We start from the raw sequence: 18,486 nt of genomic DNA on the forward strand, positions 1-18,486 counted from the left end.
GTAATATTATGAAATATATCGCTTTAACTTTAATGGCTTTTCTGGCTGCTTGCAGCGGAGACAATAAGCCTGCTGCTCCACCTAAACCGCAAGCGAGTGTACAGAAATCTCAAGCTGTCGCCGGCAAAAAAGAAGTAAAGAAATCCGCTGTGAAGCAAGCGCAAAACAAAGCGGAGATAACGATTGTTGCTCCGCCCGCAAAGCCTGAAGTCACTCTTGAGCGTACAGACGGTGTAAATCTTATGCCTGGCAATATCCATGAGCATGCCCGTCATTCCGTGCACAAGCATCATCATCGGGCTCATAACCATCATGGTCATGGCGAGCAGGGTGAAATTACGGTTGCTGCCAGAAATAAAAGTGTTCACAAACATGAGCACCAAAGCCGGCAAAATGTACACGGCCATGCGGACAATCTTCATCAGCATGCCAACATTGCTGATTCCAACGTGCATGGGCATGACTAGGATAAAACAGTGTGCTACCCTTGTTAGGTTTAGCCTGATTTCACATCCCATAAAGTCTGGTGGCTTGCGATGCTACCAGACAATCTTAAATTGCTAAACAATGGATTATTAATCTCGAAAACAGCAAAGGAGATATAATGCTAAGGACGTTTAAATTTTTAATGCTGCCCGTTTTCGCTTTGATCATCATTGCTTGTGCCGCCACCCCCACCCAGGAGAGTACAGGAGAATATTTGGATAGTTCTGCAGTTACAGCCAAAGTAAAAACTGAATTGTTAGACAAGTTAGGTGCCAAAGGCTTTGAAATTAAAGTTAAAACTTATAAAGATGAGGTACAATTAAGCGGTTTCGTCGATAATGATACGCTAAAGCAACAAGCTGGGGCTATTGCTGCGGATGTGGATGGCGTTAAAAGCGTTCGTAATGATTTAATTGTCAAATAATGGCAATACGTGAATAAGGAAAATTATGTTTGACAAACAATATACGATTGCAGGATTTGATGATGAGCTTTGGGAAGCCATGCAAGCTGAAAAGAAGCGGCAGGAAGAACACATCGAACTCATCGCTTCAGAAAATTATGCCAGTCCGCGCGTTTTGCAGGCGCAAGGTTCATTGCTCACCAACAAGTATGCAGAAGGCTATCCCGGCAAGCGTTATTATGGCGGTTGTGAATATGTGGATGTAGCGGAAACTTTAGCCATTTCCCGCGCCAAGCAATTGTTCGCTGCAGCGTATGCAAACGTACAGCCTCACTCTGGATCGCAAGCAAATGCCGCTGCCATGATGGCATTATTGAACCCTGGTGATTTGGTTTTAGGCATGGCATTACCGCACGGGGGACATTTAACACATGGTTCTCAAGTCAATTTCTCTGGAAAAATTTACCGTGCCGTGCAGTATGGGCTAAACACTGAAACTGGTTTAATCGATTATGAGGCTTTGGAAAAACTCGCTTTGCAGCATAAACCCAAAATGATTATTGCGGGTTTTTCTGCTTATTCACAAGTCGTGGATTGGGTTAGATTCCGTGCCATTGCCGATGAAATTGGTGCTTATTTGCTGGTGGATATGGCACATGTTGCCGGGTTGGTTGCTGCAGGCTTGTATCCTTCACCAATTCCTTATGCAGACGTTGTGACTTCAACAACGCATAAAACATTAAGAGGTCCGCGTGGCGGCCTTATTCTTGCCAGAGCAAATGAAGAAATTGAAAAAAAATTAAATTCAGCTGTATTCCCTGGCATCCAGGGCGGGCCGTTGATGCATGTCATTGCAGCCAAAGCCGTAGCGTTTGCTGAAGCTTTATTACCGGAATTTAAATCTTATCAACAACAGGTAATTCGTAATGCCAAAACCATGGCGCAAGCCTTGCTCGCGCGCGGGCATCGCATTGTTTCCGGAGGCACGGAAAACCATCTGCTACTGCTGGATTTAATTGACAAGGATATCACTGGTAAAGAAGCGGATGCTGCTTTGGAGCAGGCTAATATTACCGTGAATAAAAACTCTGTCCCCAACGATCCGCGCTCCCCGTTTGTTACCAGTGGATTGCGCTTAGGTACACCTGCTGTAACCACTCGGGGTTTTAAAGAAAAAGAGATTCAGCTTATCACTGACTGGATTGCTGATATCCTGGAAAATATTCACAATACACAAGGAATCGCCAGAATAAGAGAGCAGGTTTTAGCTTTGTGTGCTGAATTTCCCGTTTATCGTGATTAATTATGTTTTGTCCTTTTTGCCGTGCTGAAGAAACCAAGGTAGTGGATTCACGTTTGGTCGCCGATGGCACCCAAGTCCGCCGCCGCAGGCAATGCCTTGTCTGCCATGAGCGTTTTACTACGTTTGAAATTGCGGAACTCATCATGCCAGTAGTAATTAAACGCGACGGGCGCAGAGAAGCATTCAACATTGAAAATTTGCGGGCGGGTATGTTGCGTGCCTTGGAAAAAAGACCTGTCAGTGTGGATGCTTTAGAAGAAGCAATTGTCGCCATCATGCAAAAGATCAGACAAAAAGGTGAGCGGGAAATTGATTCCCGTCAAATTGGGGAATGGGTTATGGAGCAATTGTATCGCCTTGATCATGTTGCTTACGTGCGTTTTGCCTCCGTGTACAAACGCTTCAAGGATGTGAGTGAATTCAGGCAAACGATTGATCAGATGGATGGCGATAAAAAGTAAAAGGATTTTTATAAGCAAGGCAAGGACGTAGTTAACAAATAAGTAAATTCGATAAATCCTCATGAGGTAACCGTGGATAATCAAGATATTAAAGGTAAACGGCGCGCAAGAAAGCTTGCCTTACAAGCTTTGTACCAGTGGTTAATGTCCGGCAGTGAGCCGACTGAAATTGAAGCACAGTTTCGTGCTGGCAATGATATGTCAAAAGTGGATGGCAATTATTTCCGGCGTGTATTGTATGGGGTTCCTGAGCATGTGAAAGAGCTTGAAGCTGCATTTACCCCTTTTCTGGATCGGCCCATTCAAAGTTTAAACCCGATTGAACTTACCGTGTTGCGTTTGAGTGCTTTTGAATTGATGCACTGTCCGGAATTGCCTTATCGTGTAGTTTTGGATGAGGCTGTGTTATTGACCAAAACGTTCGGTTCGCAAGATGGCTATCGCTATGTGAATGGGGTATTAAACAACCTTGCCCAGCAAGTGAGAATGGTGGAAATCAGCAGCAATCATGAATGAATTTGCATTGATTGAGGTTTTTTTTAAATCCATTGTGCATACGCGTGATGACGTTGTGCTGGGAATTGGCGATGATGCGGCCTGTCTTAGCATTCCTTTAGGGAAACACTTACTGGTTAGTTCCGATACTTTGGTTTCTGGAATTCATTTTTTAGCTGATTTTGATGCCTTTGATATCGCTTATAAAGCAATCATGGTCAATATTAGCGACATAGCTGCCATGGGGGGGGAACCTGCCTGGGTATCTCTGGCGTTGACATTGCCGGAATGCAATGAAGTTTGGTTAAAGCGTTTTAGCGAAGGCTTAACTGCAGCTTTACTTCCTTATAATATAGCTTTAATCGGTGGTGATACGACTCGAGGTCCATTAACAATTACCGTGACAATTCATGGGCTTGTTGCTGCTGGAAAAGCCGTGACGCGCAGTGGCGCCAAGGCTGGCGATGCAATTTTTGTCAGCGGTGAATTAGGGGCTGCCGCTTTGGCAGTTGACTATTTATCTTCTGGACATATAGAGGATAAGGAATTACTCATGGAAAAATTATTGCATCCCATTCCCCGTGTCGATCTCATCCCTTATCTACAACAATACGCAACGGCTGCAATTGATATTTCAGATGGCTTAAATGCGGATTTAAATCATATTTGCGATGCCAGTGGCGTTGGCGCATGCCTGGATCTTGAGCAAATCCCTGTTCACCCTGTGCTTAAGAAACACCGCCCGCATAAAGCGCTTGCGATGGCATTACAGGGTGGGGATGATTACGAATTGTGCTTTACCATTCCCCGCGAGCATGAACAAGAATTTAAAAAACAACTCAAGCAGCACGGCAAGCGATGCGTTAAGATTGGCATGATTGAAGAGGCGCGCGGATTAAGGGGGCGACGGGGTGCATGCATTGAGAGGTTGCCGGTAAAGGGTTATAGTCATTTTTGATGGCTCCCGTGGCGAGGCAGGTATTATTTTTACCTTAGAAGGGGTTGAAATGCATATGCTAAAAATCGGACAGCGGGTATGGCAGGATCCAGTGTATTTTATTGCCTTTGGGTTTGGCAGTGGTTTGATGCCGGTGGCGCCCGGGACATGGGGCACAATAGCCGCTATCCCTGTCTATTTATTGCTCGCGGGAAATTCTTGGAGCATCTATGCATGTTGGACTCTTGCGGCTTTTTTATTAGGAGTGTTTGTAGCCGATAAAGTTTCCAGGGATTTAGGCGTGCATGATTATGCCGGCATTGTTTGGGATGAAGTGGTAGGGTATTTGTTGACCATGTTCCTTGCTCCACCCGGCATCGCCTGGACGATTATTGGTTTTGTCCTGTTTCGTATTTTCGATATTTGGAAACCTGAGCCCATACGGTTTGTTGATAAACACGTACGTGGCGGTTTGGGAATTATGCTCGATGATGTTTTGGCGGCTATTCCTGCCTTTATCGTTTTACAATTATTGGCTTGGGGTTTTGCGTGAACGACAATCATAAAGAATTGATAAGCATTGGTTTGACCATCAGTATTGTTTTACTGGCTTTGTTTATTATTCACCGTTTCATACCATCCATTTTATGGGCAGCCATCATTGCCATTGCTACTTATCCTTTATATCAGCGCTGGCGCCGGTTGTTTGGCTTAAAGCATAATCTGGCCGCTTTTTTATTTACATCGGTTTTATCTTTGTTGTTAATCATTCCCTTAAGCTGGCTTGTTACCGTATTGGTTAAGGAATTGCAGTTATTTATTAATTATTTGCAATTAATAAATCGTGAAGGGGGGCAAGCTCCAGCATTTATACGCGATTTTCCGTTTATAGGCCAAGATTTGGTAATTTATTGGAATGAAAATATTGGTCGTCCAGGCTATGTACGTAATTTTTTATCCAATCTTCATCTGTCGTTAACACCAGCCAGTTATTATATTAAGCAAATCGGAGTAGGGTTGGCGCATCGCGGGTTTCAACTAGGTTTTACGCTGTTGACTTTATTTTTCTTTTATCGTGACGGCGACAAAATATTCCAACAAATCAATCATATTGGTGAAACTTGTTTAGGCGGGCGGTGGTTTCGCTATGCGGATAGATTGCCCAATGCCTTACGCGCCACGGTAAACGGTACCATTGTGGTTGGTATTGGCGTAGGTATTTTAATGGGTGCGTGTTATGTTTTAGTAGGGTTTCCCGCACCAACCCTAACAGGTTTTATTACCGCATTTGCCGCCATGATTCCTTTCTTGGTGCCGATTGTGTTTGCAATCGTGGCGCTCATTTTATTGGCGAGCGGTAGTATGATTGCCGCCATTATTGTCATCGCATGGGGCACTTTTGTAATGTTTGTCGCTGATCATTTTGTTAAGCCTGTACTCATAGGTGGTGCGATTGAATTGCCTTTCCTTGCCGTATTGTTTGGTATTTTGGGTGGTGTGGAGACTCTAGGTTTGCTTGGGTTATTTTTAGGTCCCATTGTCATGGTGTTATTTATGACATTGTGGTACGAATCTCAAGGCGTCGTGCATGCCCGTAGTGAATAAAAAGTATTTATATTGTGCAAACAATGTAAAATTATACAATATATTGTTGCACACTTGAATTTTTGCAAACCATACCAATTTACTGAATTAATTTATGTAAGGGGGTACGCAAGTGAATAAAAATTGGCCTACTAAAAATAAAGACATGCACATTGCACAACTTATTATGGAAGAGTATGCCAAAGAGCAAGAAACTCAAACATTGGGTTTGTTTGAATTGGTCATTGATCAGGGTGAAAAGCGAATGAATTTTCGCCTGGCTAATTGGGTCCTTGCTTTAGCCAAACAATTTAATTCCATGTATGGTGCTAACCAGGGTGATTTCGTGACGCGACAAGTTATCAGTTACTGCATTACCCAAGGACAAACCATTCACTAGACCGGCAGTTTAACGTCTAACTCATGGCTGCGGTTACATGAAGCTGGCAAACATTATTTTTTACATACCCGCCTCAGTATTCATTTTTCCTGAATTGCTTTGCCCCGGCCAGCTTAGCCTTGAGGGCTATATTAAAACGCTTGTAAATACATGTTGTAATCTTTTTTGAAGTCAGGGCTATTTTGGTATTGCAGTAAAGCCTGATTAATGGATTGCAGCAAAGGCATGTCATCTTTGCCAATGCCAATCCCCAAGCCTAAGCCATAAGGGATTGGTTCACCCAATATTTTTAAACTGCTATGAGCTTGCCAATATTGCGCGGAAGGCGCGTCAAGCAAGGCAAAATCAATATCTTCATTCGCTAAAGCTTCAATAATGTCTTCCTCATACTGAAAGGTTACCACTTCGGGATTATTAATTCCCATGTGGGTGATTTCGCTGGTAAACACGGTGCCCGCTTCCACGCCAATCCGTTTATTGTTTAGAGTCTTGATGCTGAATTCTTGTCCGTTTAATTTACTCGTATCCCCCATAAATAAAGCTTTGCTGGGCAAGTAAGGTAATGAAAAATTAACTAGGGCGGCGCGTTCGGCAGTAATGCCGATAGAGCCCACCGCCACATCTGCTTCCTTGTTCACCACTGCATTGAGGAGTTGGTTAAAACTCATTACGCGAAACTGGCATTCTCGCTCTAATATTTTACATATTGCATTCATCATTGCCACATCGAATCCAAATAATTGCTCATGCGCTCCCTGCATGACGAATGGGGGTGAAAACCGGTTAAGCGCCACGCGCAAAGGAGGGTTTTGGGCGAAAGAAACGGTACAAGCCAGAGCAGTGAGAAGAAAAATGATAAGTTTGAGTTGTTTCATGCAATTACCTTTTCAAAGCAGGACAAAAATGATTATTGCTTTCAGTATATATATAATCCATTGACTTTGTAATTAACACCTGTAGTGTAATTTATAAAATCCAAACAGATACGATGAAGAAGTGCTTTATTCTTGCTGAGATATAGTATGTAGTATATTGAATATCCACTCGCTCATTCTGGATTCTGAACGTTTAAATGACAATTTATAAATCTGCAAACTTCTTTGCTGTAAAAGATAATTTATTTTATAAATACTTTGCCGATCTGCTGCATCCATTGCTTCCTGCTGCAAAACACCTCCTTTATGTGAGTAACTATGCTTGTCGGCAGGTGGCTAATTTACAAGCTTTACTGCAAGAAGATGATTGCAGCATGGCTTTTGCCAAAAAAGATTATGAGAAATTACTAACCGTTGTTTCCTTGGATTTGCCGCATCATGCATTTGCAAGCCAAATCCGACAATTTCGCCATCGTCAATTATTGCGTTTATTTTTGCGTGAATTGGCAAATTTAGCTACTACGCAGCAGACTATGGCTGCATGGTCAGACTGCGCTGATACGCTTATCCTGTATACCTTAACTTACTGTAAGCAGCAGTTATCCCATAAATATGGCACGCCCAGGCATGAAAACGGCGATGAAGCAGAACTTTATATTTTGGCCATGGGAAAATTGGGGGGGCGGGAACTTAATTTTTCTTCCGATGTGGATTTAATTTTTGCTTTTTCTGCAGCAGGATGCACAGACGGTGCTGAAAGGATTAGTAACCAGCAATATTACACTAAGGTGGCCCAGCTATTTACCCAATTGATGCAAACCATGACTGCAGATGGCTTTGTCTTTCGTATCGATTTACGCTTGCGCCCAAACGGGGATAGTGGGCCGCTAGTACAAAGCCTGGAAGCTCTTGAAACTTACTATCAGGAGCAAGGCCGGGATTGGGAACGTTACGCTATGGTGAAAGCCAGACTCATTGGCCAGCAAAAGGTTTGGTTTACTCGCCTAATCAAACCGTTTGTCTATCGGCGTTATGTTGATTTCAGCGTGATTGAATCGTTGCGCAGCATGAAGGCTATGATCGAGAGAGAAGTGCAGCTTAATTCCATGCTTGATGACATTAAGCGCGGCCGTGGCGGTATTCGTGAAATTGAATTCATTATCCAATGTTTTCAATTAATTCGCGGCGGGCGGTTACCGCAAATTCAAAAAGAAAATGCTCTGGAAGCACTGCAAGCGTTAAAACAGGAGAGGTTGCTCGCTCATACAGATGTTTTGCAGCAAGCTTATTTATTTTTAAGACAATTGGAAAACACATTACAAATACATGGCGATCAACAAACTCATTCTCTCCCGCAAGATGAGCTGGTGCGTATGCAAATAGCCATGGCGATGAGTTATGAGCGTTGGGAAGATTTGCTTGAGAAATTGCAGCAATATCGGCGCATTGTCAGCCACGCATTCCATGGTGTGCTTGGGAAAGCAGACGTATATGAAAATGAAAAGCGTCTCTTGTTTAATCAATTAACCAGTTTGTGGCAAGGTCATGTGGAACCAGGTATGGCTGTTAATTTGCTTGCAAGTTTAGGGTTTAAGGAAGCGGAGCGTTGCTATCAAATTATTTATGCTTTCCGGCATGCGCCGCGCTGTCGCAGATTGTCGCAAGCCAGCCGTTTGCGTTTAGACCGCTTTATGGTTTTGCTGCTAAGCGAATTAGCTAAATTACAAAATACAGATGCCGTTTTATTGCAAGTTATCCGCTTGCTTGAAAGCATCGTCTCACGGAGTGCCTATTTGGCCTTGTTGGCTGAAAAGCCGAATGTATTGCAAGAATTGCTGCATTGGTTTGCCACCAGCCCCTTTATTACATCCCTCTTAGTCGAGCAACCTTTTTTATTGGAGGTATTAGTCGATCAAGATGACAGCTGGCAGCCTGCAAACAAGGAAGAATTACGAAAATCTTTGCAGGCACGCTTGACGCATTGTGTCGGACGTGAAGAATACAATGAAATTTTGCGTCAATTTAAACTCATGTGCTGGTTGTTGGCAGCCCGCTCAGAATTATCCGGGCATTGTGATTCAGTGCGAATTGGCCGTTTTTTAGCGGATGTTGCCGAAGTAATCATCAATGAAGTATTGGCCAATGCCTGTACTGCTCTGGCAGAACGCTATCCCGAAATTGAAAAAATTAAATCCAATTTTGCCATCATTGCTTATGGAAAATTAGGTAGTCAAGAGATGAATTATGATTCGGATGTGGATTTGGTCTTCTTACATGCAGCCGAGCGCGCAGAGGAAAGTCTTGTCACCCGTTTAACCCAAAAAATATTGCATATGCTGACCATGCGTGCCCAGGCAGGTGTCTTGTATGCTGTGGATACGCGTCTACGTCCTTCAGGCGCGAGTGGGCTTTTGGTGAGCCACATCGATGCTTTCATTCAATATCAATACCACAGTGCCTGGACTTGGGAGCACCAAGCTTTGTTGCGGGCGCGCATTTTATGTGGAAATACGCAGCTGCACACCGCATTTAATCAATTAAAAAAAGATGTTTTATTTTTGCCTAGAGATAGGGCGATACTGGCAAAAGATATAAAAGAAATGCGGCTAAAGATTAGCAAAAACAATGAGGACAAGGTAAAGCCCGCAGCAGGGGAACTCATTGATCTAGAATTTTTGATTCAATTTTTAATGTTAGCTTACCCGGCAGAAGAGTTTGTTTTCTGCACACACAACCTGGAGCAATTAACTAAACTTTATAGGCAAAAAATATTAAGCAAGCTGCAATTTACACAATTGGCCAAGGCATACAATGATTGCCATCAAATTTTGCATTTTTATTTGTTGCAACCAAATTTCCTAAGCGTTGCGAAATTTCCTAAACAGATAAAAGAAATTAGTGAGGAATTTTTGCTCAACAAGTAATTGCTTTATTATTGCTATATTTGTGTAATTTTATTACAATATGGTTAGTGGATTTTACCTGAGTTGATTATGCCGACACCGACCGCTTCGATTGAGAAATCCAGAAACGTTAATTATGCCGGGCTGTTTGTTTTAATAGAAAAAATAAAAAAACATGGCGATGTGTTGAAGACCGAAGGCGATGATGACAAAGCCAGAGCTTTATGTGATTTGGCATCTGATTTGGAACAAACCGTTGAAAAATATCGATTTAAACCAATAACCAAAGGTACAAAAAAAGAATTGTTGGCAGACATTGACCTTGACATCAGAATTCATTTACAAAACTCTCCGATAATAACAAAACATCGTCATTGGTCGACTTGGATAGGCTTGCTGATTGCTAATACAGCTTTTGCCTTAGTAACCGGTATAATTATTGGACCTATGGTTAAATGGTGGTTCACAGGATCCCCTTGGTTTTGGGCCAAAACCACTTCAGAAAAATTAATTGATGCCGTAAAAGAAGAAGTTCTCGAGCTAAACCAGCTAAGTTGTCTACCCTCGGAAGTGAATGAATTGATTGGCTCTTTTGCTGATGCACCATCTTGTCTTAATTTGGCACTGACTTCTCATCAGGCGCAGAATGTATTGCGTGTTTTAACCACTAAAAAAAATGAATATAAAGAATTTTCAGAAAAAGCCAAAGAATTCACGGCCGCCATTACAACGATGCAAACTAGTTCTTTTGTTTTCAAGCTAAAACAAGCTAAGGAAACATTTCAACAATTGGAACCTGAGATAAAGAAAAACTGGCACTGGGTAAAGGGTAAAGATGCCCTCGCTATAGCGCGCTATTATGCACAATTTATAGATGCCGATGCCGAGACTTTTTTTTGGACAAAAATAGCAGCAGACAAGAGAGTCCCGATGGCCTTATTCAACATGGGTACGTATCATAATGAGGGCCGTAGAACAGCTGTAAAATCAGTGGAAATCGCAGCGGATTATTTCCTGAGAATTGCGGATACAAAAGATGAAGAAGCGGCAGTGGCACTTAGGAAGTATTTGCAAAGGGACCAGGAGATGGCCAAGGTCATGCAGCAAAAATCCACTGCCGAAGAAGATACGAAGCCAAGTTCTTACAGTTTACGATAATTTCGCTGCACAACTGCCGTACAAATTTTATGGCTTAAACTCCGCGTATAAATCATAAGCATCGCTAGCGGTGATGATGACATTTCTAAATGTACCGGTTTTTGCATCTGGATGATGCGGTAGAAAAACCAGCCCGTCAATTTCAGGTGCATCGCTGACACTGCGTGCAACGACGTGTTCTTTGGTAATTTCATCAATCAATACGGTTTGTTCTGTGCCGACTTTAGCTGCCAATTTTTTGCGGCTGATTTCAGCCTGGACTTGCATGAAACGGTGATAGCGCTCTTCTTTCACTTCTGCCGGTACAGAATTAGCCAATTCATTGGCCTTGGCGCCTTCTACAGGTGAGTATTGAAAGCAGCCTACCCGATCCAGCTGGGCGTCTTGCAAAAATTGCAACAATTCTGCAAATTCTTCTTCAGTTTCACCTGGAAAACCCACTATAAAAGTTGAGCGTATGGTGAGGTCAGGACAAATTTCCCGCCAGGAAGCAATGCGCGCCAATGTATTTTCACTGCTGGCCGGACGCTTCATGGCTTTCAGCACTCTGGAATTTGCATGCTGTAGGGGAATATCCAAATAAGGCAAAATTAAACCATCGCGCATCAAAGGGATGATTTCATCGACATGCGGATAAGGATAAACATAATGCAAGCGCACCCAGATTCCAAGTTCGCCCAGTTGCTCGCATAAATCATAAAAACGTGTATTAATCGTTTTATTTTGCCAGCTAACGGCTTCATAACGCGTGTCTACACCATAGGCGCTGGTATCTTGCGAAATAACTAAAATTTCTTTTACCCCCGCATCCTTTAAGCGTTTTGCCTCACTTAAAACTTGGGTAATAGGGTAGCTTTGCAATTTTCCGCGCATGCTGGGAATAATGCAAAATGTGCACTTTTGGTTGCAACCTTCTGAGATTTTAAGATAGGCATAATGTCTGGGTGTCAGTTTAATCCCTTGCGGTGGGATGAGTTGGGTGAAGGGATCAACTGGGGGCGGTAAGTGGCGATGCACGGCGCGTACTACTTCTTCATAGGCATGAGCACCGCTGATGTGCAGCACATCCGGGCATGCTTCGCGAATTTTATCAGCTTTTGCACCGAGGCAGCCGGTTACAATAACCCGACCATTTTCAGCCATAGCTTCCTGTATCGTATCCAATGACTCTTGTACTGCTGAGTCAATGAAACCACAAGTATTAATAACCACAACCCCGGCATCCTGATAACTGGACACAAGTTCGTAACCTTGTGCGCGCAGTTGGGTGATGATGCGTTCTGAGTCCACCAATGCTTTGGGGCAACCTAAACTGACAAATCCTATTTTATGGTTCATTGTTATTCAAATCGTGGTAAAAAAGCTTGCAGATTATACAAGTTTAACTTTCCGAAGACAAAATTTTCTTAAGTTCTATGAAAAAGCTTTTTGCCGTTATTTCCCCTACGATCCTCGCATTGATTATTTCGTCGCCTCTTGCATCAAAAAAAAGAAAAGTGGGGGGAGCCACTACATTGAAGTGTTTTAACAAGGCTTGCGCATCGTGATCATTGGCGGTGACATCAATCTTCACCAGCGCAAATTTATTAAGAACTTTGAGTACATGTGGGTCTTGTAAGGTTGTCGCGGCAATCACCTTACAAGCACTACACCAGTCTGCATAAAAATCAAGGATAACCGGTTTTCCTTTTGCAGCTGCCAAAGCTTGTTGCGCTTCCGCTATATTTTTGGCCACGGGATAGGAAAGTTGTACTTTGTGTTCGCTATTTTTCATTAAGGGTAATAATGGGTTTGTATTCCCCTGACTTGCGCCGATGAGAATAAGTAAACCATACCCTAAAAACATGATCCCCAAACCCTGGGCAAATCGGGCAGAATTGCTGCGTGCCGGGGTTAAGGCACCCATGTAAATTCCAGAAAATACCAATAACCCGGACCACAACAGCATGGCATAAATGGCAGGCAATACCCGTTCCATTAAATAAATTGCAAGCGCGATTAATAAAATGCCAAAAAATGATTTTACGGTATTCATCCAATGCCCGGCTTTTGGCAATAATTTACCGGCGGAAAGACCAATTAATAATAGAGGTAAACCCATGCCTAGGCCCAGAAAAAATAAAGCGAGGGTGCCAAAGACAATATTACCGGTATGGGCAATATAGCTGAGCGCCCCGATTAAAGGAGCTGTCACACAAGGGGATAGAATCAAGGTAGACAGGCAGCCCATCAGAGCAGCCGTCAGGTAATGCCCGCCTTCTTGGCTGCGGGTAACGCTTGCCAGCTTGTTTTGCCAGGATAAGGGCAAGCGTAAATCATAAAAATTGAACATCGATAAGGCGAGCGCTACAAAAAATAGACTAAATAGCGTAATGATTACAGGAGATTGCATGAAAATTTGCAAGTTTTGTCCCATAAGCGCCACGATGGCTCCTACCACAGCATAGGTAAATGCCATGCTCAATACATAACTTAACGACAGTAAAAATGCTTTCCGGGTCGATAAACCAGGTCCGTGACCAACAATAATCCCGGACAGGACAGGGAGCATGGGCAAGACGCAAGGAGTAAAGGCTAACAATAAACCAAACCCTAAAAATCCGAGCATGATAAAGGGCATATTATTGGTAGATAAAATTTGCTCTGCTTTATTTTCAGGTTTCTTCTGAGTAAGCGGTGCGCTATCCACCATCGCTTCAGCTTGTTGCAGGGCAAGGTCGGTATTTAGGGTAAGTTTAATTTTTTTACTTTGCGGTGGATAACAAAATCCGTTATCGGCGCAGCCTTGAAAATGGACATGTAATATAGATTCCCCTGGCTGCCTGCCAAGGATTGGCACAGACAACAAGACTTTTTCACGATATATGGCATAAGTGCGGCCAAGTTTGTCGGTCTTTTTTAATGCGCGCGGAAAAATGACTCTGCCAAGAGAATAAGTGCTGTTTGTTTCATCGAGCAGTTTGATGCGGTCCTTATATAAAAAATATCCAGGTTTTATTTCCCAGGATAAAAGCAGAGTATTCGGATCGGCAACTTTTGCTGCCAAGGTAAAAATATCTGCAGCTTTGGGGGGGGCGGTATACCCCAGCAGCGGTATGAGCAGTAAAATGGATGCCAGATATTTTTTCATGATGATAAAAGCAAATTAATCATTATTTGACCATTGTAATCAGGAACGCGTGTCAATTCCACCACTCATGGTTTGTTTGCGATAAACTTTCGGCACAAATAATTTTTTGAATTGGACGCCGGAATTGCAATAGCAAACATTTTTTTTATCTTACCCCTTGAAAGATGCTTCACTGCCCCCATATGCCTGTCATCAGCGTTGCCAACCAATCAGATTGGTGCGCGAATAAGTCAGAATGTGTTCTGAAAAATAATCTGGTAATCATTAACAGGAGAAACAAGCATGAGTATGAAGATTCGTCCTTTACACGATCGTGTGGTTGTTCGCCGTCTGGAAGAGGAGCTTAAAACAGCAGGCGGTATCGTAATTCCGGACAGTGCGAAAGAAAAACCTATGCGGGGCGAAGTGATCGCTGTTGGTACAGGCAAGCCTTTAGACAGTGGTGATGTGCGTGCTTTGGCTGTAAAAGTAGGTGATGAAGTATTATTCGGCAAATATTCTGGTACAGAAATCAAGATTAATGGTCAAGAACTGGTCGTGATGCGCGAAGATGACATCATGGGTGTTGTTGAGAAGTAATTATATCGTTAAGGAGATATACAATGGCTAAAGAATTACGTTTTGGTGACCAAGCTCGTCAACAAATGCTTGCTGGTGTAAACGCATTAGCAAATGCAGTGCAAGTAACTATGGGTCCACGCGGTCGCAATGTGGTATTGGAGAAATCTTACGGTGCTCCTACAGTAACCAAAGATGGTGTATCCGTTGCTAAAGAAATCGATTTTGAAAACCGATTCGAAAACATGGGCGCGCAAATGGTTCGTGAAGTAGCTTCTAAAACTTCCGACACCGCAGGTGATGGTACAACCACCGCTACTGTATTGGCTCGTGCTATTTTGGTTGAAGGCCACAAAGCCGTTGCTGCTGGCATGAATCCAATGGATTTAAAGCGCGGCATTGACAAAGCTGTTATTGCAATCACCAAAGAATTGCAAGCTATGTCTACCCCTTGCAAAGACAGCAAGGCAATTGCCCAGGTGGGTACTGTTTCTGCCAATGATGATGCAGCAATCGGCTCAATCATTGCGGAAGCAATGGAAAAAGTAGGTAAAGAAGGTGTTATTACAGTTGAAGACGGTAATGGCTTGGAGAATGAATTATCCGTGGTCGAAGGTATGCAATTTGATCGTGGCTACATTTCTCCTTACTTCGTCAACAACCAACAAAACATGTCAGCCGAACTGGAAAACCCATTTATTCTGTTGGTCGACAAAAAAATCTCCAGCATTCGCGATATGCTTTCCGTATTAGAAGGTGTTGCCAAGTCTGGCCGTCCTTTGTTGATCATTGCTGAAGACGTTGAAGGCGAAGCTTTGGCTACCCTGGTTGTTAACAACATGCGTGGCATAGTAAAAGTTTGCGCAGTCAAAGCACCTGGTTTCGGTGATCGTCGTAAAGCCATGCTGCAAGATATTGCCATTCTGACTGGCGGTGAAGTCATTTCTGAAGAAGTAGGCAAGAGCTTAGAAGGCGCTACATTAGAAGATTTAGGTGTTGCCAAGCGCGTTGTTGTTACCAAAGAAAATACCACCATCATTGATGGCGAAGGTAAAGCGAAAGACATCACCGATCGCATTGCGCAAATTCGTGCTCAAATGGAAGAAACTACTTCTGACTATGATCGCGAAAAATTGCAAGAGCGTGTGGCCAAATTGGCTGGCGGTGTTGCTGTGATTAAAGTCGGTGCTGCTACCGAAGTTGAAATGAAAGAGAAAAAAGCTCGCGTTGAAGACGCTCTGCATGCTACCCGTGCTGCGGTTGAGGAAGGGGTAGTAGCTGGCGGTGGCGTTGCTTTAATCCGTGCGCAAAAAGCTCTGCAAGGTTTGAAAGGTGACAACCCAGATCAAAATATGGGCATTGACATTCTGCGCCGTGCTATCGAATCACCTTTGCGTCAGATCGTAACCAATGCAGGTTATGAAGCTTCTGTAATCGTGAACAAAATTGCCGAGAACAAAGGCAACTTTGGTTTCAATGCGGCAACCGGCGAATACGGCGATATGGTGGAAATGGGTATTCTTGATCCAACCAAGGTGACCCGTACAGCTCTGCAAAATGCAGCTTCAGTTGCCAGCTTAATGCTGACCACAGAGTGCATGATTGCTGAATTGCCTAAGAAAGAAGAAGCTGGTGCTGCTGATATGGGCGGCATGGGTGGCATGGGTGGTATGGGCGGCATGATGTAAGCTCTATCCCCATGATAAAAAAACCCGCTTTAAGCGGGTTTTTTTATGTTTGCAAAATACTAAGAACACGATTTATAGGTGGGCTATCGCTTAAACTAAACTGCACGCTTTTTCTTGTTCCCATTCTTGCAAGGGGGATAAGTGTGGATGTTGCATGGCAGTCACAGGTAAATAAAATGTTTGTTCTAAGAGAAATTGCCCGCTTAATGCTGCATGAGAGACATGATCAGTAAAGACGAGCCAAGTGCTGTAAGGGGGGAAGTCGAAGCGAAATTTGGGAGTTGATTGCTGATAATCATCATCCAGCTTCATCTGATCATGCAAATGAAGCATATAGTGATCGTAAGGAGAGCGCAGGGTCTTAGTGGCTTTGATGAATTTTAATAATCTGGAATAAGTTGCACTGAAGGGAGGAATTGTGGCGACAAATTTGTTTAAAACTTGCCTAAAGGGTTCGCCTAAATGCCATACGCGCGGCTCGCCATAAGGATTAATATTACAAAACACGCGGAAAATTCTTAACCCATTTACCGGAGTTGAGGGAAAAGCATCCACATGCAAGCGGGTATCATCTTTCCGCTTAGAACTTTTGCGGCCCCGGATTTCTGCCGGGCGGTAACTGGTTCTGCCCCAAATCAAATCGCGTTGATATTGCGGTAACAAATGCGCCACCAACTCATGGGCAAATTCTGCAAAGCGGTGCATAAATTTCTGCATAACAGGGGAGGTAGAAGATGTTTGTTTGCTGACGCCTGCCAAGCGTTGACTGCAGTAATCATAGCTGATGTTTTTATGTTTCGGATCCAATATGGATTCTGATAATATGTCTTGTTCTTGTTCGCCCGCGGTGGGGATAAATGCATAATGTGGAAAATAAACTACCTTGCCCGCTTCAAGCGATTGCATTGCCTGTTGCTTCATTGCATGCTGAATACTAGATAAGGCATTGATTTCTAGAGTGTAAAACCGCTCATCCATTCTCATCTCTCATAACAAAACATATCCATTTTAACTGATTTTTTCATTTTTGAAACAATATGTGTTCCAGCATATAAGAATTTTTCTGGAAAATTGAAACCCTTTTTGCTTTGTGCAAGTTAGTTATTGAATTATTTCATTTTTCAACTATTCTTAGGAACATTACTTAGGAAAAGGAGTCGGTATGAAGGAGTTAATAGATAAATTATCCATCATTTTAGCAGACACTTACGCACTTTATCTTAAAACGCAAAACTATCATTGGCATGTTAAAGGCCCTCAATTCAAGTCTTTACACGAATTATTTGAGATGCAATACCAGGAATTGGCGGAAGCGGTGGATCAAATGGCTGAAAGGATTTTAATTAAAGGGAGTAATGCTCCTGCAACGTTTAAAGAATTCGAACGCTTAAAAAGCATCAAAGATGGCGATTCAAATTTGAATTCAAATGAAATGGTGAGCGAATTAGCAGCAGATCATGATACTTTGGTTAAGGATTTGGATAAAGCGATGGAAATGGCGCAAAAACACAACGATGAAGGAACCGTAAATTTATTGGCTAATCGCATTGAATCTCACGAAAAAGCGCGCTGGATGTTAAGAGCATCCTGTGAAAAACGTTAGTTACGCCAAGTGATGCCACAAAAAAATACTTTTATATCGGCGTTTTCACTGCAAACAACAAGGAGAACATAATGGCTAATAATGATTCTAATAATGTGGTGTCGGTAGTGGCGATCATCGTCATTGTATTAGTTGCGGCGATCGTTTTGTATTATGTTTTTGGTGGCCCGGTCACGACTAGTGTCCCCGCAACGACTACAGAAACTACCGTACAATTGCCGCCTGCTGAGACCACAACAACTACCCCAGCCCCTGGCACCACCACGAACACAGATGCCACACCAGATACCAGCACCCCGGCTAATACAAATACTGAAGCTGGAACTGCCGGTACTGGAACAAGCGGGGCCGGCTCACAATAAGTAGTTTAAAGCATAATTTATTAGGCAACGTCCCTAAAGTTTTTTAGACAAGATTTCATCTTAAATTGAGCACAAATTTTTCTATTTCACTTCGATCTACCCCCTCTCCCGCGATAGGAGCTTTGATAGTATGATGATGC

General features: G+C 43.0%; 19 protein-coding genes. 15 read left to right on the forward strand and 4 right to left on the reverse strand.

Going from position 1 to position 18,486, the window contains the following annotated elements; genetic code table 11:
- The first annotated feature begins 8 nt into the window (after positions 1-8).
- From ELY11_RS05690 to ELY11_RS05730, 9 genes are all read left to right on the forward strand, one after another.
- Positions 9-467 (forward strand): hypothetical protein, encoded by a 459-nt coding sequence (locus tag ELY11_RS05690; protein WP_126953612.1) that lies wholly within the window; start codon positions 9-11, stop codon positions 465-467.
- Between the two features lie 137 nt (positions 468-604).
- A complete protein-coding gene (locus ELY11_RS05695) occupies positions 605-910 on the forward strand; it encodes a BON domain-containing protein (RefSeq protein ID WP_126953613.1) in 306 nt (101 codons plus the stop codon).
- A 25-nt stretch (positions 911-935) separates the two neighbouring features.
- The gene (gene glyA, locus ELY11_RS05700; protein WP_126953614.1) at positions 936-2,192 is read left to right on the forward strand and encodes a serine hydroxymethyltransferase; all 1,257 of its coding nucleotides are present in this window, start codon (positions 936-938) and stop codon (positions 2,190-2,192) included.
- A gap of 2 nt (positions 2,193-2,194) precedes the next feature.
- Positions 2,195-2,653 carry a transcriptional regulator NrdR gene (gene nrdR, locus ELY11_RS05705; RefSeq protein ID WP_126953615.1) on the forward strand — a complete coding sequence of 153 codons (459 nt, stop codon included), beginning with the start codon at positions 2,195-2,197 and terminating at the stop codon, positions 2,651-2,653.
- Between the two features lie 72 nt (positions 2,654-2,725).
- Positions 2,726-3,169, forward strand: coding sequence for a transcription antitermination factor NusB (gene nusB / locus ELY11_RS05710; protein WP_126953616.1), 444 nt, complete (start codon positions 2,726-2,728; stop codon positions 3,167-3,169).
- Positions 3,162-4,106 carry a thiamine-phosphate kinase gene (gene thiL / locus ELY11_RS05715; protein WP_126953617.1) on the forward strand — a complete coding sequence of 315 codons (945 nt, stop codon included), beginning with the start codon at positions 3,162-3,164 and terminating at the stop codon, positions 4,104-4,106. Before nusB ends, thiL begins: the two co-directional genes overlap by 8 nt.
- Before the next feature lie 49 nt (positions 4,107-4,155).
- Entirely contained in the window at positions 4,156-4,638 is a 483-nt protein-coding gene (locus ELY11_RS05720; RefSeq protein ID WP_127032676.1) for a phosphatidylglycerophosphatase A family protein, read from the forward strand.
- Positions 4,635-5,690 carry an AI-2E family transporter gene (locus ELY11_RS05725; protein WP_127032677.1) on the forward strand — a complete coding sequence of 352 codons (1,056 nt, stop codon included), beginning with the start codon at positions 4,635-4,637 and terminating at the stop codon, positions 5,688-5,690. Before ELY11_RS05720 ends, ELY11_RS05725 begins: the two co-directional genes overlap by 4 nt.
- Before the next feature lie 112 nt (positions 5,691-5,802).
- Positions 5,803-6,069 carry a hypothetical protein gene (locus ELY11_RS05730; protein WP_126953620.1) on the forward strand — a complete coding sequence of 89 codons (267 nt, stop codon included), beginning with the start codon at positions 5,803-5,805 and terminating at the stop codon, positions 6,067-6,069.
- Positions 6,070-6,200: 131 nt separating this feature from the next.
- Here the strand turns inward: ELY11_RS05730 and ELY11_RS05735 are convergent, their stop codons facing one another.
- Positions 6,201-6,944, reverse strand: a complete 744-nt coding sequence (locus tag ELY11_RS05735) for a transporter substrate-binding domain-containing protein (protein WP_127032678.1) — start codon at positions 6,942-6,944, stop codon at positions 6,201-6,203.
- A gap of 197 nt (positions 6,945-7,141) precedes the next feature.
- Between ELY11_RS05735 and glnE the strand changes: the two genes are divergently transcribed.
- Positions 7,142-9,868 (forward strand): bifunctional [glutamate--ammonia ligase]-adenylyl-L-tyrosine phosphorylase/[glutamate--ammonia-ligase] adenylyltransferase, encoded by a 2,727-nt coding sequence (gene glnE / locus ELY11_RS05740; RefSeq protein WP_127032679.1) that lies wholly within the window; start codon positions 7,142-7,144, stop codon positions 9,866-9,868.
- A 69-nt stretch (positions 9,869-9,937) separates the two neighbouring features.
- Positions 9,938-11,005 carry an SEL1-like repeat protein gene (locus tag ELY11_RS05745; RefSeq protein WP_126953623.1) on the forward strand — a complete coding sequence of 356 codons (1,068 nt, stop codon included), beginning with the start codon at positions 9,938-9,940 and terminating at the stop codon, positions 11,003-11,005.
- Positions 11,006-11,032: 27 nt separating this feature from the next.
- Here ELY11_RS05745 and rimO read toward each other — a convergent pair whose 3' ends face one another.
- Positions 11,033-12,343, reverse strand: a complete 1,311-nt coding sequence (rimO, locus tag ELY11_RS05750) for a 30S ribosomal protein S12 methylthiotransferase RimO (RefSeq protein ID WP_126953624.1) — start codon at positions 12,341-12,343, stop codon at positions 11,033-11,035.
- A 43-nt stretch (positions 12,344-12,386) separates the two neighbouring features.
- Positions 12,387-14,135 (reverse strand): protein-disulfide reductase DsbD, encoded by a 1,749-nt coding sequence (gene dsbD, locus ELY11_RS05755; protein ID WP_126953625.1) that lies wholly within the window; start codon positions 14,133-14,135, stop codon positions 12,387-12,389.
- A 288-nt stretch (positions 14,136-14,423) separates the two neighbouring features.
- Between dsbD and groES the strand changes: the two genes are divergently transcribed.
- Both groES and groL read left to right on the forward strand, forming a co-directional pair.
- Entirely contained in the window at positions 14,424-14,714 is a 291-nt protein-coding gene (gene groES, locus ELY11_RS05760) for a co-chaperone GroES (protein WP_126953675.1), read from the forward strand.
- A gap of 23 nt (positions 14,715-14,737) precedes the next feature.
- The gene (gene groL / locus ELY11_RS05765) at positions 14,738-16,381 is read left to right on the forward strand and encodes a chaperonin GroEL (protein ID WP_126953626.1); all 1,644 of its coding nucleotides are present in this window, start codon (positions 14,738-14,740) and stop codon (positions 16,379-16,381) included.
- 90 nt (positions 16,382-16,471) lie between these two features.
- Here groL and ELY11_RS05770 read toward each other — a convergent pair whose 3' ends face one another.
- On the reverse strand, positions 16,472-17,359 hold the full coding sequence (locus ELY11_RS05770) for a Kdo hydroxylase family protein (protein ID WP_127032680.1): 888 nt from the start codon (positions 17,357-17,359) through the stop codon (positions 16,472-16,474).
- A 184-nt stretch (positions 17,360-17,543) separates the two neighbouring features.
- Here ELY11_RS05770 and ELY11_RS05775 point away from each other — a divergent pair, with 184 nt between their 5' ends.
- Both ELY11_RS05775 and ELY11_RS05780 read left to right on the forward strand, forming a co-directional pair.
- The gene (locus ELY11_RS05775) at positions 17,544-17,984 is read left to right on the forward strand and encodes a Dps family protein (protein ID WP_126953628.1); all 441 of its coding nucleotides are present in this window, start codon (positions 17,544-17,546) and stop codon (positions 17,982-17,984) included.
- A gap of 71 nt (positions 17,985-18,055) precedes the next feature.
- Positions 18,056-18,346: a hypothetical protein gene (locus ELY11_RS05780; RefSeq protein ID WP_126953629.1), complete on the forward strand. Its 291-nt coding sequence runs from the start codon at positions 18,056-18,058 to the stop codon at positions 18,344-18,346.
- Positions 18,347-18,486: the final 140 nt, after the last annotated feature.

Origin of the sequence: Legionella septentrionalis, assembly GCF_003989745.1 — a bacterium.
GTDB classification, from domain to species: Bacteria; Pseudomonadota; Gammaproteobacteria; order Legionellales; family Legionellaceae; genus Legionella_A; species Legionella_A septentrionalis.